26 protein-coding genes are annotated in these 23,229 nt (G+C 70.6%); 12 read left to right on the top strand and 14 right to left on the bottom strand.

The features are described from left to right. Positions 1–425 precede the first annotated feature (425 nt). Positions 426–2,045 (top strand): hypothetical protein, encoded by a 1,620-nt coding sequence (locus U9J66_RS02340; RefSeq protein WP_326336885.1) that lies wholly within the window; start codon positions 426–428, stop codon positions 2,043–2,045. A 17-nt stretch (positions 2,046–2,062) separates the two neighbouring features. Here U9J66_RS02340 and crcB read toward each other — a convergent pair whose 3' ends face one another. Together crcB and U9J66_RS02350 are read right to left on the bottom strand one after the other, a co-directional pair. Further along, a complete protein-coding gene (crcB, locus tag U9J66_RS02345) occupies positions 2,063–2,425 on the bottom strand; it encodes a fluoride efflux transporter CrcB (RefSeq protein ID WP_326336886.1) in 363 nt (120 codons plus the stop codon). Then, positions 2,422–2,847, bottom strand: coding sequence for a fluoride efflux transporter FluC (locus U9J66_RS02350; RefSeq protein WP_326336887.1), 426 nt, complete (start codon positions 2,845–2,847; stop codon positions 2,422–2,424). Before U9J66_RS02350 ends, crcB begins: the two co-directional genes overlap by 4 nt. A gap of 164 nt (positions 2,848–3,011) precedes the next feature. Between U9J66_RS02350 and U9J66_RS02355 the strand changes: the two genes are divergently transcribed. Both U9J66_RS02355 and U9J66_RS02360 read left to right on the top strand, forming a co-directional pair. Next, the gene (locus tag U9J66_RS02355) at positions 3,012–3,668 is read left to right on the top strand and encodes a TetR/AcrR family transcriptional regulator (RefSeq protein ID WP_326336888.1); all 657 of its coding nucleotides are present in this window, start codon (positions 3,012–3,014) and stop codon (positions 3,666–3,668) included. Beyond that, the gene (locus tag U9J66_RS02360; protein WP_326336889.1) at positions 3,665–4,849 is read left to right on the top strand and encodes an acyltransferase family protein; all 1,185 of its coding nucleotides are present in this window, start codon (positions 3,665–3,667) and stop codon (positions 4,847–4,849) included. The genes U9J66_RS02355 and U9J66_RS02360 overlap by 4 nt, the downstream gene beginning before the upstream one ends. Before the next feature lie 61 nt (positions 4,850–4,910). On the opposite strand, the gene U9J66_RS02365 is transcribed toward U9J66_RS02360, so the two are convergent. After that, positions 4,911–6,113 (bottom strand): NAD(P)/FAD-dependent oxidoreductase, encoded by a 1,203-nt coding sequence (locus U9J66_RS02365; RefSeq protein ID WP_326336890.1) that lies wholly within the window; start codon positions 6,111–6,113, stop codon positions 4,911–4,913. Positions 6,114–6,312: 199 nt separating this feature from the next. Between U9J66_RS02365 and U9J66_RS02370 the strand changes: the two genes are divergently transcribed. Then, positions 6,313–6,843, top strand: a complete 531-nt coding sequence (locus U9J66_RS02370) for a sugar O-acetyltransferase (protein WP_014908553.1) — start codon at positions 6,313–6,315, stop codon at positions 6,841–6,843. 72 nt (positions 6,844–6,915) lie between these two features. Here the strand turns inward: U9J66_RS02370 and U9J66_RS02375 are convergent, their stop codons facing one another. Beyond that, positions 6,916–8,829: an ABC transporter ATP-binding protein gene (locus tag U9J66_RS02375; protein ID WP_161112014.1), complete on the bottom strand. Its 1,914-nt coding sequence runs from the start codon at positions 8,827–8,829 to the stop codon at positions 6,916–6,918. A gap of 154 nt (positions 8,830–8,983) precedes the next feature. On the opposite strand from U9J66_RS02375, the gene U9J66_RS02380 reads away from it, so the two are divergent. Further along, complete coding sequence (locus U9J66_RS02380; protein WP_326336892.1) at positions 8,984–9,874, top strand: alpha/beta fold hydrolase; 891 nt, start codon at positions 8,984–8,986, stop codon at positions 9,872–9,874. On the opposite strand, the gene U9J66_RS02385 is transcribed toward U9J66_RS02380, so the two are convergent. Beyond that, positions 9,853–10,581: a sensor domain-containing protein gene (locus tag U9J66_RS02385; RefSeq protein ID WP_326336893.1), complete on the bottom strand. Its 729-nt coding sequence runs from the start codon at positions 10,579–10,581 to the stop codon at positions 9,853–9,855. The genes U9J66_RS02380 and U9J66_RS02385 overlap by 22 nt on opposite strands. Before the next feature lie 193 nt (positions 10,582–10,774). Then, complete coding sequence (locus U9J66_RS02390) at positions 10,775–11,464, bottom strand: GAP family protein (protein ID WP_326336894.1); 690 nt, start codon at positions 11,462–11,464, stop codon at positions 10,775–10,777. 62 nt (positions 11,465–11,526) lie between these two features. Between U9J66_RS02390 and U9J66_RS02395 the strand changes: the two genes are divergently transcribed. Further along, a complete protein-coding gene (locus tag U9J66_RS02395; RefSeq protein WP_326336895.1) occupies positions 11,527–12,162 on the top strand; it encodes a TetR/AcrR family transcriptional regulator in 636 nt (211 codons plus the stop codon). A gap of 86 nt (positions 12,163–12,248) precedes the next feature. After that, a complete protein-coding gene (locus tag U9J66_RS02400; RefSeq protein ID WP_017534878.1) occupies positions 12,249–12,818 on the top strand; it encodes a GNAT family N-acetyltransferase in 570 nt (189 codons plus the stop codon). 31 nt (positions 12,819–12,849) lie between these two features. Here the strand turns inward: U9J66_RS02400 and U9J66_RS02405 are convergent, their stop codons facing one another. From U9J66_RS02405 to U9J66_RS02420, 4 genes are all read right to left on the bottom strand, one after another. Next, positions 12,850–13,257, bottom strand: a complete 408-nt coding sequence (locus U9J66_RS02405) for a MarR family winged helix-turn-helix transcriptional regulator (protein WP_014910430.1) — start codon at positions 13,255–13,257, stop codon at positions 12,850–12,852. Between the two features lie 133 nt (positions 13,258–13,390). Further along, entirely contained in the window at positions 13,391–13,825 is a 435-nt protein-coding gene (locus tag U9J66_RS02410) for a helix-turn-helix domain-containing protein (RefSeq protein WP_161112009.1), read from the bottom strand. 80 nt (positions 13,826–13,905) lie between these two features. After that, a complete protein-coding gene (locus U9J66_RS02415) occupies positions 13,906–14,376 on the bottom strand; it encodes a hypothetical protein (protein ID WP_326336896.1) in 471 nt (156 codons plus the stop codon). A gap of 16 nt (positions 14,377–14,392) precedes the next feature. Continuing rightward, positions 14,393–15,400, bottom strand: a complete 1,008-nt coding sequence (locus U9J66_RS02420) for a (2Fe-2S)-binding protein (protein WP_326336897.1) — start codon at positions 15,398–15,400, stop codon at positions 14,393–14,395. Positions 15,401–15,546: 146 nt separating this feature from the next. On the opposite strand from U9J66_RS02420, the gene U9J66_RS02425 reads away from it, so the two are divergent. The 4 genes from U9J66_RS02425 to U9J66_RS02440 all read left to right on the top strand — a co-directional run bounded on the left by U9J66_RS02425 (position 15,547) and on the right by U9J66_RS02440 (position 19,229). Beyond that, positions 15,547–16,935, top strand: a complete 1,389-nt coding sequence (locus tag U9J66_RS02425; RefSeq protein ID WP_014911060.1) for a sensor histidine kinase — start codon at positions 15,547–15,549, stop codon at positions 16,933–16,935. After that, entirely contained in the window at positions 16,932–17,624 is a 693-nt protein-coding gene (locus U9J66_RS02430) for a response regulator transcription factor (protein ID WP_017534873.1), read from the top strand. The genes U9J66_RS02425 and U9J66_RS02430 overlap by 4 nt, the downstream gene beginning before the upstream one ends. A 130-nt stretch (positions 17,625–17,754) precedes the next feature. Beyond that, positions 17,755–18,651: a DUF4097 family beta strand repeat-containing protein gene (locus U9J66_RS02435; protein ID WP_161112575.1), complete on the top strand. Its 897-nt coding sequence runs from the start codon at positions 17,755–17,757 to the stop codon at positions 18,649–18,651. A gap of 188 nt (positions 18,652–18,839) precedes the next feature. Next, positions 18,840–19,229 (top strand): YciI family protein, encoded by a 390-nt coding sequence (locus U9J66_RS02440; protein WP_014912407.1) that lies wholly within the window; start codon positions 18,840–18,842, stop codon positions 19,227–19,229. Positions 19,230–19,284: 55 nt separating this feature from the next. Here U9J66_RS02440 and U9J66_RS02445 read toward each other — a convergent pair whose 3' ends face one another. Further along, complete coding sequence (locus U9J66_RS02445) at positions 19,285–19,689, bottom strand: hypothetical protein (RefSeq protein ID WP_326336898.1); 405 nt, start codon at positions 19,687–19,689, stop codon at positions 19,285–19,287. A 109-nt stretch (positions 19,690–19,798) separates the two neighbouring features. On the opposite strand from U9J66_RS02445, the gene U9J66_RS02450 reads away from it, so the two are divergent. Continuing rightward, positions 19,799–20,815 (top strand): Gfo/Idh/MocA family protein, encoded by a 1,017-nt coding sequence (locus U9J66_RS02450; protein WP_202421801.1) that lies wholly within the window; start codon positions 19,799–19,801, stop codon positions 20,813–20,815. Here U9J66_RS02450 and U9J66_RS02455 read toward each other — a convergent pair. The 3 genes from U9J66_RS02455 to U9J66_RS02465 form a co-directional block, all read right to left on the bottom strand. Beyond that, a complete protein-coding gene (locus U9J66_RS02455; RefSeq protein ID WP_326336899.1) occupies positions 20,793–21,680 on the bottom strand; it encodes a GNAT family N-acetyltransferase in 888 nt (295 codons plus the stop codon). The genes U9J66_RS02450 and U9J66_RS02455 overlap by 23 nt on opposite strands. Before the next feature lie 84 nt (positions 21,681–21,764). Further along, positions 21,765–22,169 (bottom strand): DUF2784 domain-containing protein, encoded by a 405-nt coding sequence (locus U9J66_RS02460; protein WP_017534869.1) that lies wholly within the window; start codon positions 22,167–22,169, stop codon positions 21,765–21,767. Between the two features lie 72 nt (positions 22,170–22,241). Then, positions 22,242–23,213, bottom strand: a complete 972-nt coding sequence (locus tag U9J66_RS02465) for a helix-turn-helix transcriptional regulator (protein WP_326336900.1) — start codon at positions 23,211–23,213, stop codon at positions 22,242–22,244. Positions 23,214–23,229: the final 16 nt, after the last annotated feature.

Below are 23,229 nucleotides of genomic sequence, written 5' to 3' on the forward strand. Positions count from 1 at the left end.
GTGGCCCGTTCGCGCCGCCGTCGGGCGGTGTGGGCGGGCCATGCCCGTCCCCCCGAGGAAGAAAAGGGGCATTTCCCTACATTGAAACAATGGGGGGAGAATTATCGAAGGAACTGCTTTTCTTGCCTTTGTGTGCACCGGTCGTTCGGTCGTTCTTTTTTTCGGACGAATTCGAGCGAAAGGCCGGCGTACTCGTGTTCGATTCGCTAACTTGAGGCACGACAAGAAAACCCGGCCGGTGCTAGGAACACCGGGCCGGGTTGTGGTCGAGCCTCGCCGTGACGGGCGGGCGACCGTGCCACTTTCCTGCCTTAGACCCAGGAAGGCGACTCATCATGGAGTCTACCTCTCCCCCCGCCGCTTCCACCGCCGATCACGCGAAAACCTTCACGCGAATCCTTCCGCGCAGGCGTCGCATCGGCACGATGCGGGGCATCGGTTTCATTCCGGGCCTGTGGTTGCAGAAGGCGCGCCGCGAGCGCCGGTTCGCCAGGATGCGCGCCTTCTGCGCCGCCACGATCATCGCCGACGCCGTCGACCCCGACGGCGGCTTCTGCTTCTTCCACCTGAACACGATGGTCGAACGCTCCGGTGGGATGCTCAGTCTCTCCAGCGCCCAGCGCGGGATCGTCGATCTGATCGAGGCCGGCATGGTCCGCAAACTCGACCCGGCACAGGCCCGGATCTTCTTCGCCCGGGAGATCGCCCGGGGACGCTCTCCGCACCGCCTGCCCTGTGTACTGGAGCTGTTGATCCCGATGGAGGACTTTCCCGAACCGGTCCTGGCCGAGATCAACGAGGCCCGCGCCGCCTTGGGGGAGGAGCCGTTGACCCGGTTCAACCGGCCCCGGCTCCGGCCGCCGCCTCCTCGCCCCGCCACCCGGAAGACGGACGAGAAAAAGGAGCGGCGAGAGGAGGAGTGGGAGGACTACTGCGACGAGGGCCGCTGGGATACGGAGGCGCCGGAGCCGTTCTACGAGGAGGATCTGGACGCGAGCCGGGAGAACGCTCTCGGCGAGGAGAACCCCTTCCACGATGAGGGCTCCTCGTATGAGGAGGGCCGGGGCATGGGCGATCCGGAGCCGCCCGAGACGGAGGATCCGCTCGCGCTCGAAGGGGAGCGGACCGAGGAATCGACCCCTGGTCGATCTGACATGGGCCCCCGGTCAGATCGACCTACAGACCTGTTCCCTGGTGAGGGTTTCCAGGAAGAGGAGGTCGCTGAATCCGTCCGTGGGCGGGAGGGTACAGGGCGCGCGCACCCGCGCGAGGAGCCCCCGGGCGAGGAGAAGCCCCGCGAGCGGCGTCCACGTGGGCGGCGTCCACGTGGGCGGCGTCCACGTGGGCGGCGTCCACGTGGGCGGGGCGTCCACGGACGGATCGCGCTCATTCCCGACGGTCTTCTACTGGATCCGCCCACGGACCGGGAGCGGCTGGAGGGGGCGGTGGAGAGGCTCACCCGGCGCGGCCTGGAGCCACGGGAACTGTTGTCCCTGTTCAGGGGGGTGGAGAGCCTACGGCGGCCCTTCCCGGCGTTGATGAGGCGCTTGAGGAGCCCGGAGTCGGCGCGGGCCTTCCTGGACGGGAGGTTGAGCACCTTCGGAGTGTCCGGGGCGCTCGACCCCCGGGCCGCGATGGAGGGGGCCGATCCGTCGCGGGACACGCCGGGGTTCGCCCTCGATTCCCAGGGCAGGGCGAACCTGACCTGTCCGAGCCATCCGAGCGTCCGCAACGTGCCCGGAGGGAGGTGTGCGGGCTGTGGGGGGCCTTGTCGCAGCACGCCGGGGGAGGAGCTCCCGCCCCCGCCGGTCGCCGACGCCGGGACCGAGGGTGTCGCGCGCGAGGCCCCTGAGGCGGTGGCCGTGGAGGAGCCCCGCGAGGTCGAGGGCTTCGATCCGGACCCGGTGTTGGCCGCCAGGATGCGGGAGTCCCTGTCCCGGGGAGGGAGCCCCGTTCCCGCACCGAGGGGTTCGCAGGAGGACTCGGGCTTCTCGGCACGGCGGCGGGAGATCATCGGTCGGCTCCGGGAACGGCTCGCCGGATGAGCGGGGGGACCGGCCGTTCAGAAGAGCAGCAGGGCGGTGAGGTGCAGTCCGCACCAGGCCGCTCCCAGGCCCGCCACCAGGTGTGCGAGCACCGAGATCAGGGCCCGCGGACGGGCGCCGGTCCGGGTGAGCTGCACGGTCTCGTAGGCGAAGGTGGAGTAGGTGGTCAGGGCGCCGCAGAAGCCGACGCCCAGCAGGGCGGTCGCCTCGGTGGGCAGCGGCAGCGCCATGACCACGCCCAGGACGAGGCTGCCGACCACGTTCACGGCCAGGGTGCCCCAGGGGAAGTCCTCACCCAGCCAGCGTTTGAGGAACAGGTCCACCAGGAACCGCAGCGGGGCGCCCACGGCCGCGCCCAGGGCCACCATCAGCGTGGTCACGGGTTCCTCCCGCCGCCGTGGGCGAGCACCCGGTGCGCCAGGGACGAGGCGGCCCAGGCCGCCGTCAGCGCGCCGATCAGGGTCAGGGCCAGGTAGGCGAACGCGGTGAGCGGAAAGCCCCGTTCCAGGGCGGTGACCACGTCCACGCCGTAGGCGGAGAAGGTCGTGTACCCGCCGAGGAGTCCCACGCCGAGGAACGGACGCGTGTAGGGGTTGTGCGGCCACCGGTGGACGATCAGTTCCATGAGCACGCCGATGAGCAGGCTGCCGGTGACGTTGATGGCCAGGGTGGTCCAGGAGACCCCGGAGGCGGCGTGCGGCCAGAGGAGGTCCAGTCCGTGTCGGGCCGAGGCGCCCAGGGCACCGCCGAGCGCGACCCAGGCGAGGACCGGCCATGGGAGGCCTGATGCGGGTCGGGTCATGGAATCCATCTTCCACCCGCCTGCGACCTGGTCGTCCTCGGGCGCGGGGGTGGTGCGCCGGCCCTTTTCCTCGGGGTCGGCGTGCGTGATCGCTCGGGGGCGGGCCAGGGGCGGTTCAGGGGGATCCCCCATGGTTTTCAGGCCGCCCGTGCTAAATTCTGGCCATGCGGTCAAAAAATAAGCCGGACGGTCAGAAGAGGTCCTTCATCGAGAGGGCCCGCAGGGAACAGATCATCGACGCCGCGGTGCGCACCATCGCCGAGCTCGGTTATCCCAACGCCTCTCTGGCCCGGATCGCGCGGACGGCGGGGATCAGCAAGGGCGTGATCTCCTACCACTTCGAGGGCAAGGACGAGCTGATGGACCAGGTGGTGATGGACGTCTACACCGAGATCGGTGAGACGGTCGTGCCCCGGATGATGGCCCAGGACAGTAGTTCGGAGGCCTTGCGCGTCCACATCCGCGGTGTGGCCGAGTACGCGCTGGAGCACCGCGAGCGCATGGCGGCCCTGGCCCAGATCTTCATCCACGCCCGCGACTCCCGGGGGAACCCCCGCTACGGCGGCCTCCAGGCCGAGCCCCTGTACGAGGGGTTGGAGAACCTCTACCGGGCGGGCCAGGAGAGCGGAGAGTTCCGCGACTTCGACGTGCGCGTGATGGCGGTCAGCCAGCAGTCGGCCGTGGACGGCATGTTCGAGTACTGGCGGGTGCACCCCGACCACGACCTGCCGGCGCACGCGGAGCAACTCGCCGACCTCCTCCTCCACGCGATCCGGGTCGAACCGTCGTCCCCAGCCCCACCCACCACGAGGTCACCATGACATCGACCACCGAACCCTCCACGGGCGACGTCTCGCCCCCGACCCCCCGATCCCGTCTGCACTACGTCGACCATCTGCGCGTGGTGCTCACGATCCTGGTCGTGCTGCACCACGCGGCCGTCACCTACGGCAACATCCCGGTGTGGTTCTACACCGAACCCGCGCAGGACCCCTCCGGGGTGCTGCTGGACGTGTTCGTGATCGTCAACCAGACGTTCTTCATGGGCATGTTCTTCCTCATCGCCGGCTACTTCGTGCCGGGCGCCTTCGACCGCAAGGGGCGGCGCGGGTTCGTCCGCGAACGCCTGGTCCGTCTGGGCGTCCCCCTCCTGCTGTTCCTGATCCTGTTGCGTCCGATCGCGATGGCGCCGGCCTACTCCGAGATCCTTCAGGCCGAACCCGACCTGCCGTTGTGGCTGCTCTACCTGCTCAGCGTCGACCCGGGGCCGCTCTGGTTCGTCGAGGTGCTGCTGGTGATGAGCCTGGTCTACTCACTGGTGCGCCGGCTGCGCGATCGCCGTTCGGCCGTGACCGTCCCCGAAGCCGTGTCGGCGACCGGAGCCCCTGCCGAGCGGGGTCCGCTGCGCTGGTTCGTGCCCGTGCTGGTGTTCGCCGTGGGTCTGGGGCTGGTCACCTTCCTGTGGCGGTGGGCCTTCCCCGCGCCCTATTGGCCGGTGGTGGGGCTGCCCAGCCCCGGCTACCTGCCCCAGTACGTCTCCCTGTTCGTGGTGGGGATCCTCGCCTATCGCGGTGATTGGGCGCGGCGTCTGCCCGGCCGGGCCGGTCCCGTCGGGCTGGTGATGGCCCTGGTCGCCCTGGTCGTGATGGCCGTGGGGATGGCGGGGCCGCTCGACGAGGCGGCGCTGACCCCCGGCTCCTGGCAGGCGCTGGTCCAGATCCTGGTGGAGTCCTTCTTCACCCTGGGCGTGATCCTGGCGCTGCTGGTGTCCTTCCGCCGGTTCGTGAACCGGAGCGGCCGCCTGTGGCGTTTCCTGTCCGACAACGCCTTCGCCGTGTACGTGCTGCACGCGGTGGTGCTGGTGGGGCTCGGTCTGGCCCTGAGCGGTTGGGAGGCCGCCGCGGTGACCAAGTTCGCCGCCCTGTCCGCCCTGGCGGTGCCGCTGTGCTGGGCGAGCGCCGCGCTGATCCGAACGATCCCCGGCGTCCGCAAGGTGCTGTGAGCGTTCCGTGTCCGTGCGGGGCCGTCCTCTTGGAAGGGGGCGGCCCCGCCGTCGTTCTCGCTCAGGGGCGGGGGAGCGCGTGTTCGACAGGGGCACCGGCCCGCAGACGCTCGCTGACGCCCGTCATGAGGCCTTCGAACACGCGGGTGGGCAGGCCGGAGGGCAGGAGGGCGGCTCCGCGCAGCGCCGCCTCGCTCTGGGCCAGAGTGCGCGGACCGGAGGTGGCCACCCCTCGGGTCGCCATGGTCGAGGCCAGTCGGGCCTGGCGCGCGCGTCGACGGGTGTAGGCGTGCTGGAGGGCCTCACGTCCCGCCCGGGTGGTGAGGTCGGCGGTGGGCAGGAGCCGGGTCAGCAGGGAGACGTCCTCCAACGCCTGTCCTGCTCCCTGGGCCAGGATGGGCGGCATCGCGTGGGCGGCGTCGCCGATCAGCAGGACGCGGCCGTGCCCCCAGCGGCGTCCGACCCGGTGCCTGCGATGGGGGAAGAGTTCCAGGTCGTGCTCGGTCAGGTGGGCCAACAGCGTGGTGACGGGTTCGGCCCAGTCCGCGTAGTGCTCGCGCAGCAGGGGCAGGGCCCGGTCGGGGCGGTCCAGGTCGACGTCGGGGGTGTGGCGCAGGTCGATGAGCCACTGCACCAGGCCCCGGCCCGCGGGGTTGAAGCCGACCCCGCCCCGGCGGCCCATGTACAGGCGGGAGCGGGAGGCCAGGTCCAGGGGGAGCGTGGAGGCCAACCCCTGCCAGGTGGCCGCGCCCGTGGTCTCGGCCTCGGGAAGGGGGCCGGGCAGGGCGGCGCGTACGGCGGAGTTGACCCCGTCGGCGCCGATGAGCAGGTCGGCGGTGTACTCGCGGCCCTCGGAGGTGCGGACCCGTACGTGGTCGCCGCCCTCCTGCACGTGGGTCAGGCGGGCCCCGTAGTGGAGGATCTCCTCGGGGAGGTCCCGCAGGAGGCGCCGGTGCAGGTTCCGGCGGGGGACGCCCAGGACCGGGGCGTCGAAGCGGGTCTCCAGTCGGGTGGTGTCGACCGACATCAGCGCGCGGCCGCGGGCGCTGTACACGTCGACCGCCTCGATGCGTTCTCCCAGGGCGGTCGGGTCCACGCCGAGGTCCTTCAGGACGGCGGTGCCGTTGCTCCACAGGACGATCGCGCAGCCGCCGTCGCGGGCGGCCGGGGCGCGTTCCAGGACGGTGATCCGGTGTCCCTGGTTGCCGAGGGCGAGCGCGGCGGCGGCCCCCGCGATTCCGGCTCCGGCGACGAGAACGTGCATGCCCACTCCTCTACCAGGTGTAGTACTACCGACTGTAGTTGCAAGGGGTGTGGAGCGGAACCCCCTCCGCGCCCCTTTCTCGGGTTCAGCGCCCCGGGAGTACCTCGATCCTGGAGACCTGCGCGTCGCGGGGGGCACCCTCTAGGGTCGTGGGTCCACCGTTCGAAAGGACCTTTCGTTGACCAGTCAGAAGGAACGCATGCTCGCCGGTGAGCCCTACCGGGTCGATGACGAGGTGGCCGCCGACTCCGTTCGCGCGCAGAAACTGATGGAGCGCTTCAACACCACCGCCCCCGACGACCCGCAAGGTCGCGCCGAGGCCCTGGCCGACCTGCTCGGCGAGGTGGGCGAAGGGGGAGACGTGCGCCCTCCGCTGTCGGTGGACCTGGGCTACCGGATCACCCTCGGAGACCACGTCTTCGTCAACTACGGGGCGGTCATGCTGGACGTGGCGCCGATCAGGATCGGCTCCCACACCCAGATCGGCCCCAACGTCCAACTGCTCACCCCCACCCACCCCCTGGACCCCGAGGAGCGCAAGGCCGGCTGGGAGTCGGCCGAGCCCATCACCATCGGTGAGAACGTGTGGCTGGGCGGCGGGGTCATCGTCTGCCCCGGCGTGACCATCGGCGACAACACCGTCGTCGGCGCCGGCGCGGTGGTCTCCCGCGACCTGCCCGCGAACGTGGTCGCCGTCGGCAACCCCGCCAGGGTGATCAAGAGCCTCTAGACAGGCCTCTGGACAAGGCCGTCTCCCCGGTGTGGCGCCACCGGGGAGACGGGGTTCGGGGGAGGGTCGGCGTCAACCGGCCGCGGGGACGGCCTCGGTGTCCTCCTCGGAGCCGTCCCGCGCGGTGCCCTGGGCGAACTGGGTGCGGTACAGCTCCGCGTAGCGGCCGTCGCGGTTCAGCAGTTCGGCGTGGGCGCCCCGCTCGACGATCCGTCCCTGTTCCACGACCAGGATCTCGTCGGCGGCCCGGATCGTCGAGAGCCGGTGGGCGATGACCAGGGCGGTGCGTCCCTCCAGCGCCTCGGTCAGAGCGGCCTGGACGGCGGCCTCGGAGGTGGAGTCCAGAGCCGAGGTGGCCTCGTCCAGGATCACGACCTCGGGGTCGGTGAGCAGCAGTCGGGCGATGGTCAGACGCTGGCGTTCACCGCCCGAGAAGCGGTAGCCGCGTTCGCCCACCACCGTGTCCAGCCCGTCGGGCAGATCGGCGACCAGGGAGTCCAGGCGGGCGCGGCGCAGCGCCTCCCAGATCCGTTCGTCGTCGGTCTCCGGCGCCCCCAGGGTGAGGTTGGAACGGATGGACTCGTGGAAGAGGTGGCCGTCCTGGGTCACCATGCCCAGGTTCGCGCGGATGGACTCGAAGGTCAGCTCGCGCACGTCGACGCCGCCCAGGCGTACGCTGCCCGAGTCCACGTCGTACAGGCGCGGGGTGAGCTGGGCGATGGTCGACTTGCCCGCTCCGGAGGAGCCGACCAGCGCCACCGTCCGGCCGGGTTCGACCTTGAAGGAGACCTCGCGCAGAACGGGCCCGTGGTCGGTGGTGTCCAGGGTCGCGACCTCCTCCAGGGAGGCCAGGGAGACCTTGTCGGCGGTGGGGTAGCCGAAGGTGACGGAGTCGAACTCCAGGGAGACCGGCCCCTCGGGGACGGGTCGGGCGTCGGGACGTTCGTCGACCAGGGGCTTGAGATCGAGGATCTCGAAGACGCGGCTGAAGCTGACCAGGGCGCTCATCACCTCGACCCGGGCCCCGGCCAGAGCGGTCAGCGGGGCGTAGAGCCGGGTCAGGAGCATGCCCATCGCCACGACGGTGCCGGCGTCCAGGGTTCCGGCCAGGGCGTGGTAGCCGCCGAGCCCGTACACCAGGGCCAGCGCCAGCGCCGAGACCAGGGTCAACGCGGTGAAGAGGACCTCTTGGACCATCGCGGTGCGCACACCGATGTCGCGGACCCGGGAGGCCCGGCGGGCGAACTCCGAGGACTCCTCGTCGGGCCGGCCGAAGAGCTTGACCAGGGTGGCGCCGGGCGCGGAGAAGCGCTCGGTCATCTGGGTGCCCATGGCGGCGTTGTGCAGGGTGCGTTCGCGTTCGATCCTGGCCAGGCGGGCGCCCATGCGTCGGGCGGGCAGGACGAAGACCGGGAGCAGGACCAGGGCCAACAGGGTGATCTGCCAGGACAGGGTCATCATGACGACCAGGGCCAGGACCAGGGTGACCAGGTTGCTCATCACGCCCGAGAGCACGTCGCTGAAGGCCCGTTGGGCACCGATGACGTCGTTGTTGAGCCGGCTGACCAGGGCTCCGGTGCGGGTGCGGGTGAAGAAGGCGACCGGCATGCGCTGGACGTGGTCGTAGACGGTGGTGCGCAGGTCCAGGATGAGCCCTTCTCCCACGTGCGCGGAGAGCCACCGGACGACCAGGCCCAGGACGGCCTCGGTGATGGCGACCAAGGCGATGAGTCCGGCCAGCAGCAGTACGGGGCCGAGGGCGGAGCCGTCGACGATGGCGTTGACGACCCGGCCGGCCAGGAGCGGTGCGGCCACGGCCAGGGCGGCGGTCACCACGCTCAGGGCCAGGAACCAGACCAGTCGTCGGGAGTGGGGACGGGCGAAGCCGGCGATCCTGCGCAGCACCGGCAGGGAGAAGGGCCGTCGATCCTCCTCGGCGTGCATCGCGTGGTAGATGGAGTTCCACGCGGCCATTTCCATGCTCATCGGTCCCACCGATCGTTCGGGGCTCGGGTTCCCTCGAACCATAGAACCTCAACATTGATTGAGGTCAACTTCCTCGTCGACATTCCCCAAAATCCCCTTTGTGGTTCTCGCAGAGGGAAGATTAGGGTTGCTTCACGAACTCAAGGGAGGATTCATGGTGGAGATCTACCGCACCGAGGAGGCCGGCCGCCGCGCCCTCGAGCGCTACCGTCGCGAACTGGCCCACTGGCCCGTACCCGCCGACCATCTGAAGATCGCCACCCGGGAGGGGGAGACCTTCGTCCTGGCCAGCGGCCCGCCCGGGGCTCCGGCCCTGGTCCTGCTGCACGGCGCCGGCGCCAACGCGGCGGCCTGGCGAGAGGATGTCACCGCCTGGTCCGCGCACTTTCGGGTGTACGCGGTGGACCTGATCGGCGAACCCGGTCTGAGCGCCCCCGCACGGCCGGACCCGGCCACCGAGGCGACGGCGCTGTGGCTGGACGACGTCCTGGACGGGCTCGGCCTCGATCGGATCCTCCTGGTCGGGACCTCCCTGGGCGGTTGGACGGCGCTGGACCACGCGATCCGCAGACCCGGCCGCGTCGAAGCGCTCTGCCTGCTCTGCCCCGCGGGGATCGGACGGGAACGTCGGTGGAGCCTGGCGGGCGCGGCCCTGTCGACCCTGTTCGGAGAGCGCGGACGCCGTAGGGCCGTGCGGACCATGACCGGCCTGGACCGTCCCGGGGATCGGGCCATGCTGGAGGCGGTGTTCGAGAACTTCTCCGACTTCCGTCCGCGCACCGCGCGCCTGCCGCTCGTCTCCGACGCCGATCTGCGCTCACTGGCCATGCCGGTACAGGTGATCGTGGGCGAGCGCGACCGGATGTTCGATTCGGCGCGGACCCTGCGCCGCGTACGCGCTCACGTGCCGCACGCCCGAACCCTCTCCCTGCCCGGGGTGGGCCACGCGGTGCTCGGCCAGACCGGCCCGGTCCTGGAGTTCCTCCTCGACCGGGCCGACGGGGAGCACCCTTCACACCCTCCTCAGGACATCGGGGATTCCTGACGGGCCGAGACATAGCGTCGCCGATGGGTGTCGCGCCTCTGACCCTCAGCCCCGGCGTTCCTCTCCCGGGAGGTGAGCACCCGAGCGGTCACCTCCTCGGGGGCCAGGAGCAACAGCCGGGACAGCGACGAACTCGTCCAGGCCAGCACACGCAGGGCCATCGGCAGGGTGAGGGCGAACAGAAGCCCGCCGACCAGATAGACCGCCAGGGTTGCCAGCGCCGGACTCTCGGGAAGCAGGAATCGGCCCACCTCGGTGTAGCCGGGGACCAGGTAGAGCGTCCAGCCCCAGAGCGGATAGAGCAGTCCGCCCAGGGCCAGCGCCCACCAGGCCGCAGCCAGGACGGCACCGATCGTCGCCGGGATCGGGCACAGCAGCGCGTGCAGCACGTCGGACCAGCTGCGACCGCAGGTCAACGGGGTCAGGAGGCGGCGCGCCGTGCCCGCCCGAGCCGGAACCCCCCGATAGGGGAGTCGGACCACCGGTCGTCCGTACAGGTCCGACAGGCGTAGGCGTTCCAGGTGGGCGAACCCTCGGGCCAGGACCAGGGTCCCGGAGAGCACCACCAGCCCCGCCAACAGCACGGCGGTGCCGATTCCGAGGACCAGACCGACCGCGACCAGGGCGAAGGAGACGAGGGACAGGGGCAGGCCGAGTAAGAGATAGCGGGTCTCGCGGATCACGCGAACGAAGAGAAGCGCTCTCATGCCTTCGAAGCTACGTCCGGGAACGCGCCCTGTCAGGACCCCGTGCCCGAGGTTCCGTGGTGGTGCCGGCACCACCACGGAACCTCCCCGCTCCTCACCGCCGGGAGCGGCCCTCCAGGTAGCGCACGGCCGGCCGCGGGTCGTATCCGGCAGGAGGCGTCGACCCGCGTGCCTTGAGGCGGCCTCTGCAACCTCACAGGGGCAGGGCGTCGATCATCGAGACGACCCCGACCCGCTGGAGGCCGTTGACCAGCAGGATCAGGCCGACGATGCCGATCACCCAGGCCATCGCCTCGCGGGAGCCGGAATCGACCTTGTCCCTCAAGCGGTCCAGTCGCGGTCGCAGCCGTTCACCGAGGACCCGGTGGCCCAGGTAGAGGAGCACGGGCGGCAGCACCATCACGAGGTTGTAGGCGGCCAGCATCGGCGCCCAAGTGGACGCGGCCAGACCGGCGGTGCCCATGATGCCGATCGCGCCGAGGTAGGGCAGCGCGGTCCCGGCCTCCAGCAGACCGGTGGCCAGCCCCAGCCCGATCATCGTGGTGGTGCGCAGGGAGGTGGGGCGGCGGCGTTCGGTTCTCTCGGTGGGCATGATCCAGGAGTAGGCGAACAGGGCGGCGCCCAGAACGAGCATGGCCCAGCCGGCGACGGGGTGTTCGGTCAGGCCGGCCAGGCGGGGCAGGAGCGCGCCGAGTCCGAGCATGAGGGCGCAGCCCAGGGTGAAGTAGAACAGGGCGACGGTGCCCAGGTAGACGAAGAGCGGGCGGGCCACCGAGCGGGCCCCGCCGAGCAGGACGAAGAGTGAGACGCCCAGGGTGGTGGGGCTCAGCGTGTCCAGCAGCGCCAGTCCGGCGACCGGGATCAAGACGTCCAGGGGAGGCATCGGGACTCCTTTTTAGCACGAGTGTGTGAAATAAAATAACACAGGTGTGCTAAAAAAGAGGCATGCCGAAGATCGTCGACCACGAGGAACGCCGCCGCGCCCTCGCCGAGGCCCTGTGGCGGGTGATCGCCGAGTCCGGACCGATGGCGGTCTCCCTCCGCGGCGTCGCCGCCGAGGCGGGCCTGTCCACCGGCGCCCTGCGCCACTACTTCCAGACCCGCGACGACCTGCTCGCCTTCGCCCTGGACCTGTCCGAGGCCCGCGTGATCGAGCGCATGCGCGAACACTCCGAGACCTTCGACCCCGAGGCGCCCATGGTCGACCGGGTCCTGGGCTTCGCCGAGCAGATGCTGCCCCTGGACGAGACCCGCCGGGCCGAGTACCGCGCTTGGGAGGCCACCGGAGACCCCGACTTCCTCGACCCCCGGCTGGAGGAGCGCTGGCATCGACAGCGTTCGCTCTATCGACGGCTCGTCGCCGCCCTGGCCGACCTGCCGCCCCTGGAGGACCCCACCCGGGTCCAGCCCGACCCCTGGCTGGAGACCTGGTCGGAGTATCTGCACACCTTCGTCGACGGGATCTCCCTCCAACTCATGACCAACCCCGAACAGATCACCCCCGAGGTGGCCCGGAGCCGCCTGCGCGCCTTCCTCGTCCACATCGAGTCGCTGCGAGCCCACGACCGGGGCCGGGACTGAGGGACTCCTCGACCACCATGGGCGCGCGCGAGTGCCGTGACGGCGGACATACTCTGGGACAGAACGGACACAAGAGGGAGACGCGCGTGACCACCACCCCGAACGCCGAGGAGACGGTGTTCCCGGCCTCCGGCATCGACTTCCGGAACGCGGTCGAAGCCGACGTCCCCGCCCTGGTCGACCTGGTCAACTCCTGCTATCGGGGAGAGAGCTCCGAACAGGGATGGACCACCGAGGCCCACCTCCTGGACGGACAGCGGATGGACGCCGACGGTATGAGCGACCTGCTCTCCCGGAGCAACACCCTCGTCCTGCTGGGGGAGCGGGACGGGGAGATCATCACCTGCTGCGAACTCCAGCGCGGCGTCAACGGGGCCTACTTCGGGATGTTCTCCGTCCGCCCCGACCTCCAGGGCGCGGGGCTGGGACGGATCGTGCTGGCCGAGGCCGAACGGACGGCCGCCCGCGTATGGGGCAGCGGGTTGATGCGGATGAAGGTGCTCAAGCAGCGCACCGAACTGATCGCCTGGTACGAGCGGCGGGGCTACACCTCCACCGGCCGGATCGAGCCCTTCCCCTACGGCGACGAGGCCTTCGGGCTCCCCAAGCGCGACGATCTGGCCTTCGTCGAACTCACCCGCGAACTGCCCCGCTGAGCCGGACCGAGGTCGACCGACCGGTCAGGACTCAGCCCCGTTCCAGGTTGGCCGACATCCGCTCCAGTACGTCGACGGTGATCCGGTACTCCTCGTCCGAGATCCCCTCGGTGAGGCGCTCGCGCGCCTCACGCACCCGCTCCAGCAGGGCGTCGTGGATCCGATCCCCCTCCGGGGTGGTCTCCAGGGGGTCCCGGCCGCTCACCCAGCCACGACCGCGCAGCGCCTCCACCTCGGGGGCGACCGTGCTCTCGTCCTCGTCCAGGAACGGGCTCAGCCGACGGTCCAGCTCCGCGACGGTGCCCGGTTCGTTGCGCAGCGAGTTGAGCACCTGCCACCGGCGCCGCCCCAACGACTCCTCGGCCAGGGTCCGGTCGAGGTCGTTCTCCAACAAGCGGTCCAGGTGCTTGAGCCAGTAGCCGATCGGCAGGTCGGACATGGTGGCCTCCGGTGAACATCGGTGTCCGCAACGGCGTCGACACGACGCTATATCGTCGTGGTCGACCATGACCGCAGGTCGGCGCCGGTGTCGCGGTCCGGCGGGCCGCCTCCGGCGCTCGGGGCCGTGCCGATCAGAGGTCGTCGTGGACCAGGGAGCGGACGTACTCCATCAGCCGCGCGGTCCCCTCCAGGTCGCCCACCAGGACGATCTTGACCCGGCCCCGCTCGGGGTCGCGCACCACCTGGGCGTGGACCCGGGAGGCGTTCTCGGAGACACCGATACCGGCCGAGGTCACCAGGGTGCTCAACCGGTCGGCCGTGGCGTCGTCGACGTCGTCGATCTGGAGGACGGTGGAGGCCTCCACGCGCGGCCGCGTGCGGCGTTCCTCCTCATCGCCGTCGGGGGAGCCTCCGGTGAAGTCGACCAGATCCTTGCGGTGGATCCGGTACTGCTTGCCGATCCTGGTCGCCGGGAGCCGCCCCTCGCGCACATAGGCGCGCACGGTCTTGACGTGCAGGCCCAGGAGTTCCGCGACCTGATCCACCGAGTAGTACTGCCTGGTCACGCACGCACCTCCGAGAACATCCCTGATCCTCCCCAACGCTACCCCCGACGCACCGGGAACCGGCACTCCAGGGAGTGCGCTCAAGGGTGTCGGTCGGTCATGGCGGTGGACGCGCCGCTCCGCTTCGCCCCGAAGGGCCGGGCCAGCCCCAGCCACACGATCAGGTAGCCCCACAGCACCACCGGAACGAGGGTCCAGTCGGTGTAGACCGTCCGTTCCGGTGCGTACAGCACGCCCAGGACGATCCCCGGGGCCAGGGCGATCAGCGCGAGCGTCCACGGGAAGGACGCCCCCATCAGACGCAGCAGACGGACCAGCCCCCACAGGGCCAGGGTCGGAAGGAGGAGGGCCGCGGCGGCCAGGAGCCAGGATCCGGCCAGGGCGCCGGTCGTCCCTCCGAAGAGGATCCAGCCCAGCGCGAACATCGCGCAGAAGGCGAGTCCGGGGGCCAGGGCCCCCACCGCGGCCGCGCCGACCGGGGGTCCCCAGAGGAGCACGTGGGCGGGCCCGGGGCGGAGGGAGCCTTCGGGGTCATCGCTCATAGAGGTCATGTCCCCGTTCTTCCCATCATGAGGGGATCAAGCCTCGAAACCCGCCTCGGTGCAGAAGGACGCAGTCCCCGCACTTCCCGCCGTTCGGGACCCGGTAGTAGAGACAGCAGGTGGTCCGGCGGAACACCGGACGTCCGTGCCCGTCGGCCTCCGTGTGGCCACCGCCGCCCTTCAGGGAGGGCCCCTCCAACAGCCGGCGCGCGACCGCCTCGACGACCTCGCGACGCTCCGGACGGGCCTCGGCCAGGGCGCGGGCCGCTCCGGCCAGCGACGAGGAGGTGTTGCCGTTCAGCAGCCGGGGAGAGATCCGACCGACCTCGCGCAGCGCGTGGACGACGCGGGACAGCCCGGCCAGGGCGGTCGCCTCCACCCAGGCGGCGATCGCCTCGGGGGAGCGATCGGGGAGCGGCCCGGCCTCGTGGTCGATCGTGCGCAGGGTCATGGGCCCGTCGTGGCCGGTCCGCAGGAAGAGGTGGAACGGGTCCATGCGGACCCCGTACAGGATCGCGGCGGCCAGGACGGGGGAGAGCACCCGGGAGGACAGGCTCTGGTGGAACAGGGAGGCGGCCACCCGCCACTCCACGTCCTCGGGGCGCCCTCCGAAACGCGCGGCGATCCTGGCGCGGACCCCCTCCACCTCGGCGGCCAGGCGCGGCCCGGTCGGTTCGCCGCGCATCACCGGCTCCCAGCCCGGTCCGGGAGGCGTGCTCTCCAGGGCGAAGAACGTGTTGATCCGGCCGAGGTCGGCCAGGAGCGAGGCCATCGGCACCGAGCCGGGTTCCCTTCGGTGGGCGCTCAGGAAGTAGTCCAGGTCGGCGCGCGGCGTGAACCCGGCCGCCCGGGCGGCCCGCTCCAACCTCTCCCCGGACAGCGGATACCCCTCCAAGAGGCAGGGGTCGGCCTCCAGGTCCACCGGGTCGACCAGCGCCTCGACCTCCCCGGCGCGGATCGGGCTCCGCTGGTACAGGCCCTCATCGGGCCCGAAGCCCTCGATCTCCCGTCGAACGTCGCAGCCGCAGTCCACGTCTCTCCTTCCGCCGCTCCGCCTCGGCCGAGGCCCGCTCCGCGACCCTACTTCGAGGGCGCGAGGCCGGGTAGTGCCAGCACCACCCGTCACTCTCGTGCTGAGGGCATCGTCGGTGACCGCGCCACGGCCCTAGATTGGAACCCGTGAGCGGCGCGGAGAGATCGGGGGCGGGCACGCGGGCCGGACGATGGCCGCGCGCCTCGGTCGACGTGCCCTTCCTCGAGGAGAGTCGGGGCTACACCTGGCGGGCGCGGCTGGTCGAGGTCCTGCATCTGATGACCTCCCTGGCGTTGGCGCTGTTCTACCTCTTCCCGGCCTGTCTGCTGGTCGCCTCGATCACCTGGGTGGGGGTGGCGCTCTACGCCCCCTTCGGAAGAACGGCACCGGAGAGCCCGCCGGAGCGGGTGTTGACCGACGTCCTGGTGTTCATGGTCGTGTTCCCGGTGGTCGCCACCCTGCTGGCCAGGCTGGCCTGTTCCGTCCAGCGGGTCCGTCTGGCCAACGTGTTCGGGATCGTGGAGGCCCATACCCCCGACCCGATGGCCCGCTCCAACCGGTGGGCGCGAGGCTGGAACTTCGTCTTCGGCCGTGAGGCCTGGTCGATGGTGGTCCACAGCACCGCCGCCGGCCTGCACGGACTGGTCGTCGGAGGTCTGGTGGTCGTGCTGGTGGTGTGCGGGAGCGCCGCCGCCCTGGGAGCGCTGTTCGGCCTGGTCTACGTCCTGGCACAGGGGGCCCGGCCCGTGGAACTGGTGGGTCCCCTGGGGTTGATGCTGTTCGGGCCGGTGTTCGTGCTCTTGGGCCTGAAAGCGGCCCCGGCCGTGGTCTCCTTCGAGGTGCTGCTGATGCGCGCCCTGCTGTTCGACGCCCCCGAGGTGCGTATGCGCCGCCGGCTCCTGCACGTCCAGGACAGCCGCCAGCGCATGGTGGACGCGGCCGAGGCCGAACGTCGCCGGATCGAACGCGACCTGCACGACGGAGCCCAGCAACGTCTGCTCGCCCTGACCTTGACCCTCACCCGTGCCCGCTCCCGGATGGACCGCGACCCCGAGGGCGCGCGCGAACTCATCGCCGAGGCCCAGCGCGAGTCCAAGGAGGTCATGACCGAGTTGCGTCAGGTCGCCCGAGGGCTGCACCCCCGGGTCCTGACCGACCACGGTCTGGGGGCCGCCCTGCCGGTGGCAATCGGACGCTCCCCGATCCCGGTCCGGCTGGACATGAGGATGTCCGAGCGGCCGTCGGGGCGCGCGGAGGGGGTGGCCTACTACGTGGTCACCGAGGCGTTGACCAACGTCGCCAAGCACGCCCGGGCCACCGAGGTGCTCGTGGTGGTCGAACGCCGCCGGGGACCGCGCGAGGACCTGCTGCTGGTGACCGTCACCGATGACGGCGTCGGAGGCGCCGACCCCGAACGCGGCACCGGCCTGTACGGGCTGTGGGACCGGGTCGACGCCGTCGACGGGGTGTTGAACGTTCGTGGTCCCGAGGACGGCGGGACCGTCCTGACCGCCGAGATCCCCTGGAGGGCGTGACCGTGACCAGTGCCGACGTCGACCGGAACGGGCCGAGCGTGATCATCGCCGAGGACTCGGTGCTGTTGCGCAGCGGGATGGTCCGGCTCCTGGAGGACGCCGGGGTGGAGGTCCTGGCGTCGGTCGGCGACGCCGAGGCCCTGCTCCGCGCCGTGGCCGAACACCCCCACGTGGACCTGTGCCTGGTGGACATCCGCATGCCGCCCACCTACTCGGAGGAGGGCATCAAGGCCGCCGTGCGGATTCGCGAGACCCACCCCGACGTGGCGGTGCTGCTGCTCTCCCAGCACGTGGTGAGCCGCTACGCCGCCGAACTGTTGGGCGGCGGGGCCTTCAAGGTCGGCTACCTGCTCAAGGACCGGGTCGCCGACATCGAGGAGTTCCTCGACGTGCTGCGGCGGGTGGCCGGCGGCGGCGCCGCGATCGACCCCGAGGTGGTGACCCAGCTGCTCAGCCGTCGAAGGGACCAGGCCTTGGAGCGACTCACCCCTCGGGAGACCGAGGTGCTGGAGGTGATGGCCGAGGGGTTGAACAACGCGGGCATCGCCGACCGGCTCACCATCACCGAGCGGGCGGTGGAGAAGCACATCCGCTCCATCTTCCTCAAGCTCGACCTGGGTCAGGACGACCACGACCATCGCAGGGTCCAGGCCGTGCTGCGCTACCTGCGCGGCTCGGCCGAGGACTGAGGAACCGAAGACGAACCGTAGGACCGAGAGGGCCCGGACCCTCCGGAAGGGGAGAGACGTGACTTTCAGGGCACGAGGACTGTACGCCTCGTCCAGCAAGGAGCCGGGCCGGTTCCGGTGGGGGCCGTGGATGCTCCTGGGCGGCGCGCTCGTGGTGGTCCTCGTGGTGGTCACCGCCGTGTCCGTCCTGGCCAACGTGGTGGTCCACCAGACGGACCGGACGGACTCCTATGGTGGCGCGAGCGAACTGAGACTGGACAACAGGACCGGCGGCCGGGTCGAGGTCACCGCGGTGAGCGGTGACGAGATCACCGTGGAACGCTCCCTCAGGGGAGGCCCCCTGACCGACCCGGAGGAGAGCGTCGACGAGTCCGGCGACGGGCTGGACATCGAAGGTCGCTGCGAGGGGTTGCCGTTCCTGTCGGGATGCTCCATCGACTACAAGGTCGGTGTTCCCGAGGACGTCACGGTCGTCCTGTCCACGGTCTCCGGCCCGGTCGTCGCCGAGGCCCTGACCGGTGAGCTGAGGGTGTCCACCACCAGCGGCGCGGTCCAGATCGACGGCCACGCCGGGGACGTGAACGTGGAGACCACCTCCGGCTCCGCCGACCTGTCCGGGATCGCCGGCTCGCTCACCGTCCAGAGCGTCAGCGGGTCCATCGAGGCCTCCGGCGAAGGGCCCCTGCTGGACGTGGAGACCACCTCCGGTGAGCTGGAGCTGGAGGACTTCGTCGCCGAGGAGGTACGGGCCTCCTCCGTCAGCGGCGACATCGAGCTGGGCGGCGGTTTCACCACCTTGGAGGCCGAGGCCATCTCGGGAGACGTGGAGGTCGACACCGACACCCCGTTCGCGTCGATGTCGGTGAGCACCGTCAGCGGCGACGTCGAGCTCCAGGTCCCCGAGGGCGTCTACGACGTCGTGGGAGAGTCGGTCTCCGGTGATCGGGAGGTGTCCGTGGACACCTCGGCCGACGCCGACGGCCGGATCGAGGTCGACACCACCAGCGGCTCGGTGCGGATCGAATAGTCCCGGGCGTGTTCGGACGAGGGTCTTTCCCGCGATCGTCGGGAGGGGCCCTCCTCCGTTATCCGGCCGGGTCGGAGCGTGTCCATCGCCGCGATGTCCCCACCGGACGGTACGGTCGGCCCCGATACGGCCGTCCCGGTTCGACCGCGCGACGGTCGCGGGGATCTCATCGCATCGAGGAGAAGACGATGGCCGAGTACCTGCTGATCAAGCACTATCGGGGCGCTCCCGCGTCGGTGGAGGACGCTCCGATGGACCAATGGACGCCGGAGGAGGTCTCCGCCCACATGCGGTACATGGAGGACTTCGCGGAGCGGCTGAGGGGGACCGGCGAGTTCGTCGACTCCCGGGCGCTCTCACCGGAGGGCACCTTCGTCCGCTACGACGGCGAGGGGCGACCGCCGGTCACCGACGGCCCCTTTCCCGAGGGCAAGGACCTGATCGCCGGCTGGATGATCATCGACGTCGCCTCCTACGAGCGGGCGATCGAACTGGCCGGAGAGCTGTCCGCGGCCCCGGGTCCGGGAGGCCGGCCGATCCACGAGTGGCTCGAACTGCGCCCGGTCCTTCAGGGGTGATCCTCGCCGGTCCACGTGCGGCCCCGACCCGAGCGGCGGGGTCGCCGTCGGCCTCTCATCCGGCCTTCTCTCCCTCGGGGTCCCGTTCGAAGCGCAGGGCCGCCCAGTCCAGGTCGATGGGCTCCTTGGCGGTGGCGCGCCAACCGGCGTCGGTGAGGGTGTCCCACCCCTTGTCCGCGGTCAGGTCGGTGATGATGGTGCCGCCGCGCTGGGGGAAGCACACCCACAGCCGGGTCCGGGGCCCCACCAGCTCCAGCACCCCGGGACCCTCGCGGTCCACGGTTCCCCGGTCGAGGGCGAACAGGTGCACGTCGTCGTAGGAGGCACCTTCGATGACCCCCAGATCGATGTGGATGTCCGCGGGGGCCTCCAACAGCCGCAGGTAGCGTTCGGGGGCGTGCAGCACGAGCATCCGGTCCCCGGACGCGACCCCCAGCCTCTGGGCGAGTGTGGACGACATTCCTTCTCCGTTCCAACGCCTGTCCGGCCCACCGTACGGTTCCCGGGGGCCGAAACCGAGGATCTTCCCCGTCTGGCCCCCGACATGACCGGGTTTTTAGGATGCCTCCATGACACGAGACAACGATGGACTTCGGTGGGGTGTGGTCGGTACCGGCGGGATCGCGCACGCCTTCATGGAAGGACTGCGGGCGGTCCCCTCGGCCCGGGTCGTCGCCGTGGGCTCACGGGACCGGGAGCGGGCCGAGTGGTTCGGTGACACCTGGGACATCCCCCACCGCCACGGCGACTACCGTGACCTGGCCCTGGACCCGGACGTCGACGTGGTCTACGTGGCCACCCCCCACCCCTGGCACCACCCCGACACCCTGCTGATGCTCGAATCCGGCAAACACGTGCTGGTCGAGAAACCCATGGCGATGAACGCCCTCCAGGTCGCCGAGATGGTGGAGGCCGCGCGGGCCAATGACCGGTTCCTGATGGAGGGGATGTGGACACGTTTCCTGCCCGTGCACCAGGTGGCCCGGGACCTGGTGGCCGAGGGCGCGGTGGGAGAGTTGACCGGAGTCTCCGCCGACTTCGGGATCAACCTCCCCTACGACCCCGACCACCGTCTGTTCAACGCCGACCTGGGCGGTGGGGCCCTGCTGGACCTGGGCGTCTACCCACTGTCGTTGGCCTCCTGGTATCTGGGCGAGATGACCGTGGTGGGGGCCACCCGCCACCTGTCCCCGGACCACATGGTCGATGTCAGGACGACCATGCTGCTGCGCGGTGAGAACGGGGTGACGGCCACGCTGGACTGCGCCTCGCGCACCTCGCTGCCCGGACGCGCGGTCCTGTCCGGGACCGCCGGGTGGATCGAGGTCGAGCGCTTCTGGGCCGCCACGGACCTGGTACTGCACCGCGACGGCCACGAACCCGAGAGGTTCCACCGGCCCTTCCGCGCCAACGGCTACGAGTACGAGGCCGAGGAGGTGGCGCGCCGTCTGGCCGCGGGCGAGCGGGAGAGCCCACGGATGTCGTGGTCGGAGAGCCGACGGGTCGCCGAGATCATGGACCGGGTCCGTGACATGGGCGGGCTGGTCTACAGCCCCGGCACCGTCAAGGCCGTCCCCTTGGACTGAGCCCCTCCGGAGAACCGGACGGTCGCGTCGGTGGCCCTTCGTGCGCGGGAGGCGCGAGGGCGGGCCGGCGCGACCGGGGCGACCTGTGGAAGAGCGTGCGGGCCAGAGTGAGGGCGTTCATCCGCGCCACCACCATGACCGCGTCCTTGGGCCCGACCTCTCTGGCGAAGTAGGTGTCGAGTTCGGGGTCGCCGCTGCGTGGGGCGACCCCGTAGATACGTCCCTCGAACATCCGGTAGGCGTTGTGGATGAGCAGGGTGTCGGGGTCCAGCCCCGGGCCGTCGCCGAGCCACTTCGCCGCGTCCCAGGACACACGGGCGATATCGGGGGGTACGTGCTGGTCCCGGCGGGGGAAGACGTGAGCGGCGCCCACCCCCTTGCGCCATCCGGAGTAGACGGCCGGGTTTCTGGTGCGCAGCACCACGTAGGTGCCGCTCCAGGGGTGGGTGAGGATCTCCCTGGTGAGGAAGTGCGTGGTCAGGGCGCTGGAGAGCCCGAACCTACGGTGGGCGGGAACCACGCCCGCCGCGTCCAGGTACAGGGCCCGGCGCGAGGCGAACCGGCGCCGGTGGTAGCCGCCCCATCCCACGGGGATGCCCTGCGGGTCCAGGATCAGGGCCAGACAGGAGATCTGGTCGAAGAAGCCGGAGGCGACGCGGGCCCGCCAGTAGTCGGAGTGGTCGGCCCCGAAGGCCCGGGCCGCCAGCCCGAGCAGGGTGGCCTGGAGTCGGTCGCGACAGGAGGGTTCGAGCGCGGCGGGAGAGTTCCAGCGAGCGATCCGATAGCCGTCGCGGATGGGACGCATGATCGGCGGAACACTGAGTTCGCCCGGTTTCAGGTAGGGAATTCGAGTCTTTTCGGGCACGCGGAAGCCCCGCTTTCGTCACTCTGTGATAACAAGTGATTCCTTAACGTAGCTTCTTTGGCGTGTGGTCGTGCCGGGGTTCGATCATTCGGCGGTTCGGACCCCCACCGGCCGCCGACGCGCGGCCCGGGCCCGGTACAACCGCCACGCGCACAGCGCGTAGGAGGCCGCGATGATACCGGCGATGACGAAACGCGAGGTCATCAGCTGGTCCTCCGGGTAGACCACTCCGGTCAGGTGGTGATCGATGAAACCGTTCTCCATCACCTCGCGGCCGGTCGCCTCACGCGAGGCGTTCTCGATCTCGGTGAGGAAACAGGACCAGCCGACGACGAGGATCCCGAGCGCGTAGGCGGCCACTCCCAGGTGCGGCCAGAAGAGTCGGGGGCGGATCAGCGCCAGGAAGCCGCCGAAGACGACGTAGGCGAAGAACAGGTAGTGGAGGACCATCGCGGTGTGACCGATGAGGAGGATTCCGAAGTGGCTCATACACGGAAACCTAGGATCCGGGGCGTCTCCCTCTCATCGGTCCTCCTACTCGGTCCTCCTGAGTAGGGGTACTCATGCGCCCGGCTCCCGCCCCCGACCCATACGGGTCAGGTGTTCGCCCAGCGCCACCATCTCCTCGCGCAACTCGATCGGCTCCTCGACCTCGATCTCCATGTCGAGCAGCGCGAGATAGCAGGCCATGGCCCTGAGATCGTCGCCCGCGCACAGCAGGACGCAGGAGTTCTCGTCCACAGCCTCGATGGGACCGTAGTGGGCCGCCGGGCCGCGCGCGGCCTCCTCGGCGCCCACCCCCAGCCGGACCCTGGCCTTGATCGGCCACATGTGCAGACTCAGGCGTTCGGACAGATAGGCGGCGACCCCTTGCTCGGGCGGGTCGCGGGGAGGCACCCGAGGGCCGGACGGGGTGAGCAGGCGGATCCGGTCCACTCTGAAGGTGCGCCAGTCGTCACGCGCGGTGTCCCAGGCCACCAGGTACCAACGTCGCCCGCGCGAGACCAGACGGTGCGGCTCCACGATCCTCCGACTGAGGGAGCCGTCGTGGCTCTCGTAGTCGAAGCGCAGCCGTTCGCCGTCGCGGCAGGCCCCCGCCACCGACGCCAACGTCTCGGGATCCACCGTGGGCCCCCGGCCCGGCATGGGGACGGTGAAGGCGCCCAGCGCGTCCACCCGTCGGCGCAGACGGGAGGGTAGGACCTGGAGAAGCTTGCCCAGGGCCCGCACGGAGGTCTCCTCGATCCCGGCGACCCCGCCCTGGGCCGCAGTGCGCAACCCCACCGCGACCGCCACCGCCTCGTCGTCGTCCAGGAGCAGCGGGGGCAACTCGGCTCCGGCGCCGAGCCGATATCCGCCGCCGGTCCCCATCAGGGCGTGGATGGGGTACCCCAGCTCACGCAGCCGGTCCACGTCACGGCGGACGGTCCGCGGACTCACCTCCAGGCGCTCGGCCAGATCGGATCCGGGCCAGTCCCTACGGAGCTGGAGCAGCGAGAGCAGTTGCAGCAGTCGGGCTGAGGTCGACTTCATGTTCCGAGTGTGCCAA

The organism is Nocardiopsis sp. LDBS1602 (genome assembly GCF_035818715.1).
Lineage (GTDB): Bacteria > Actinomycetota > Actinomycetes > Streptosporangiales > Streptosporangiaceae > Nocardiopsis > Nocardiopsis alba.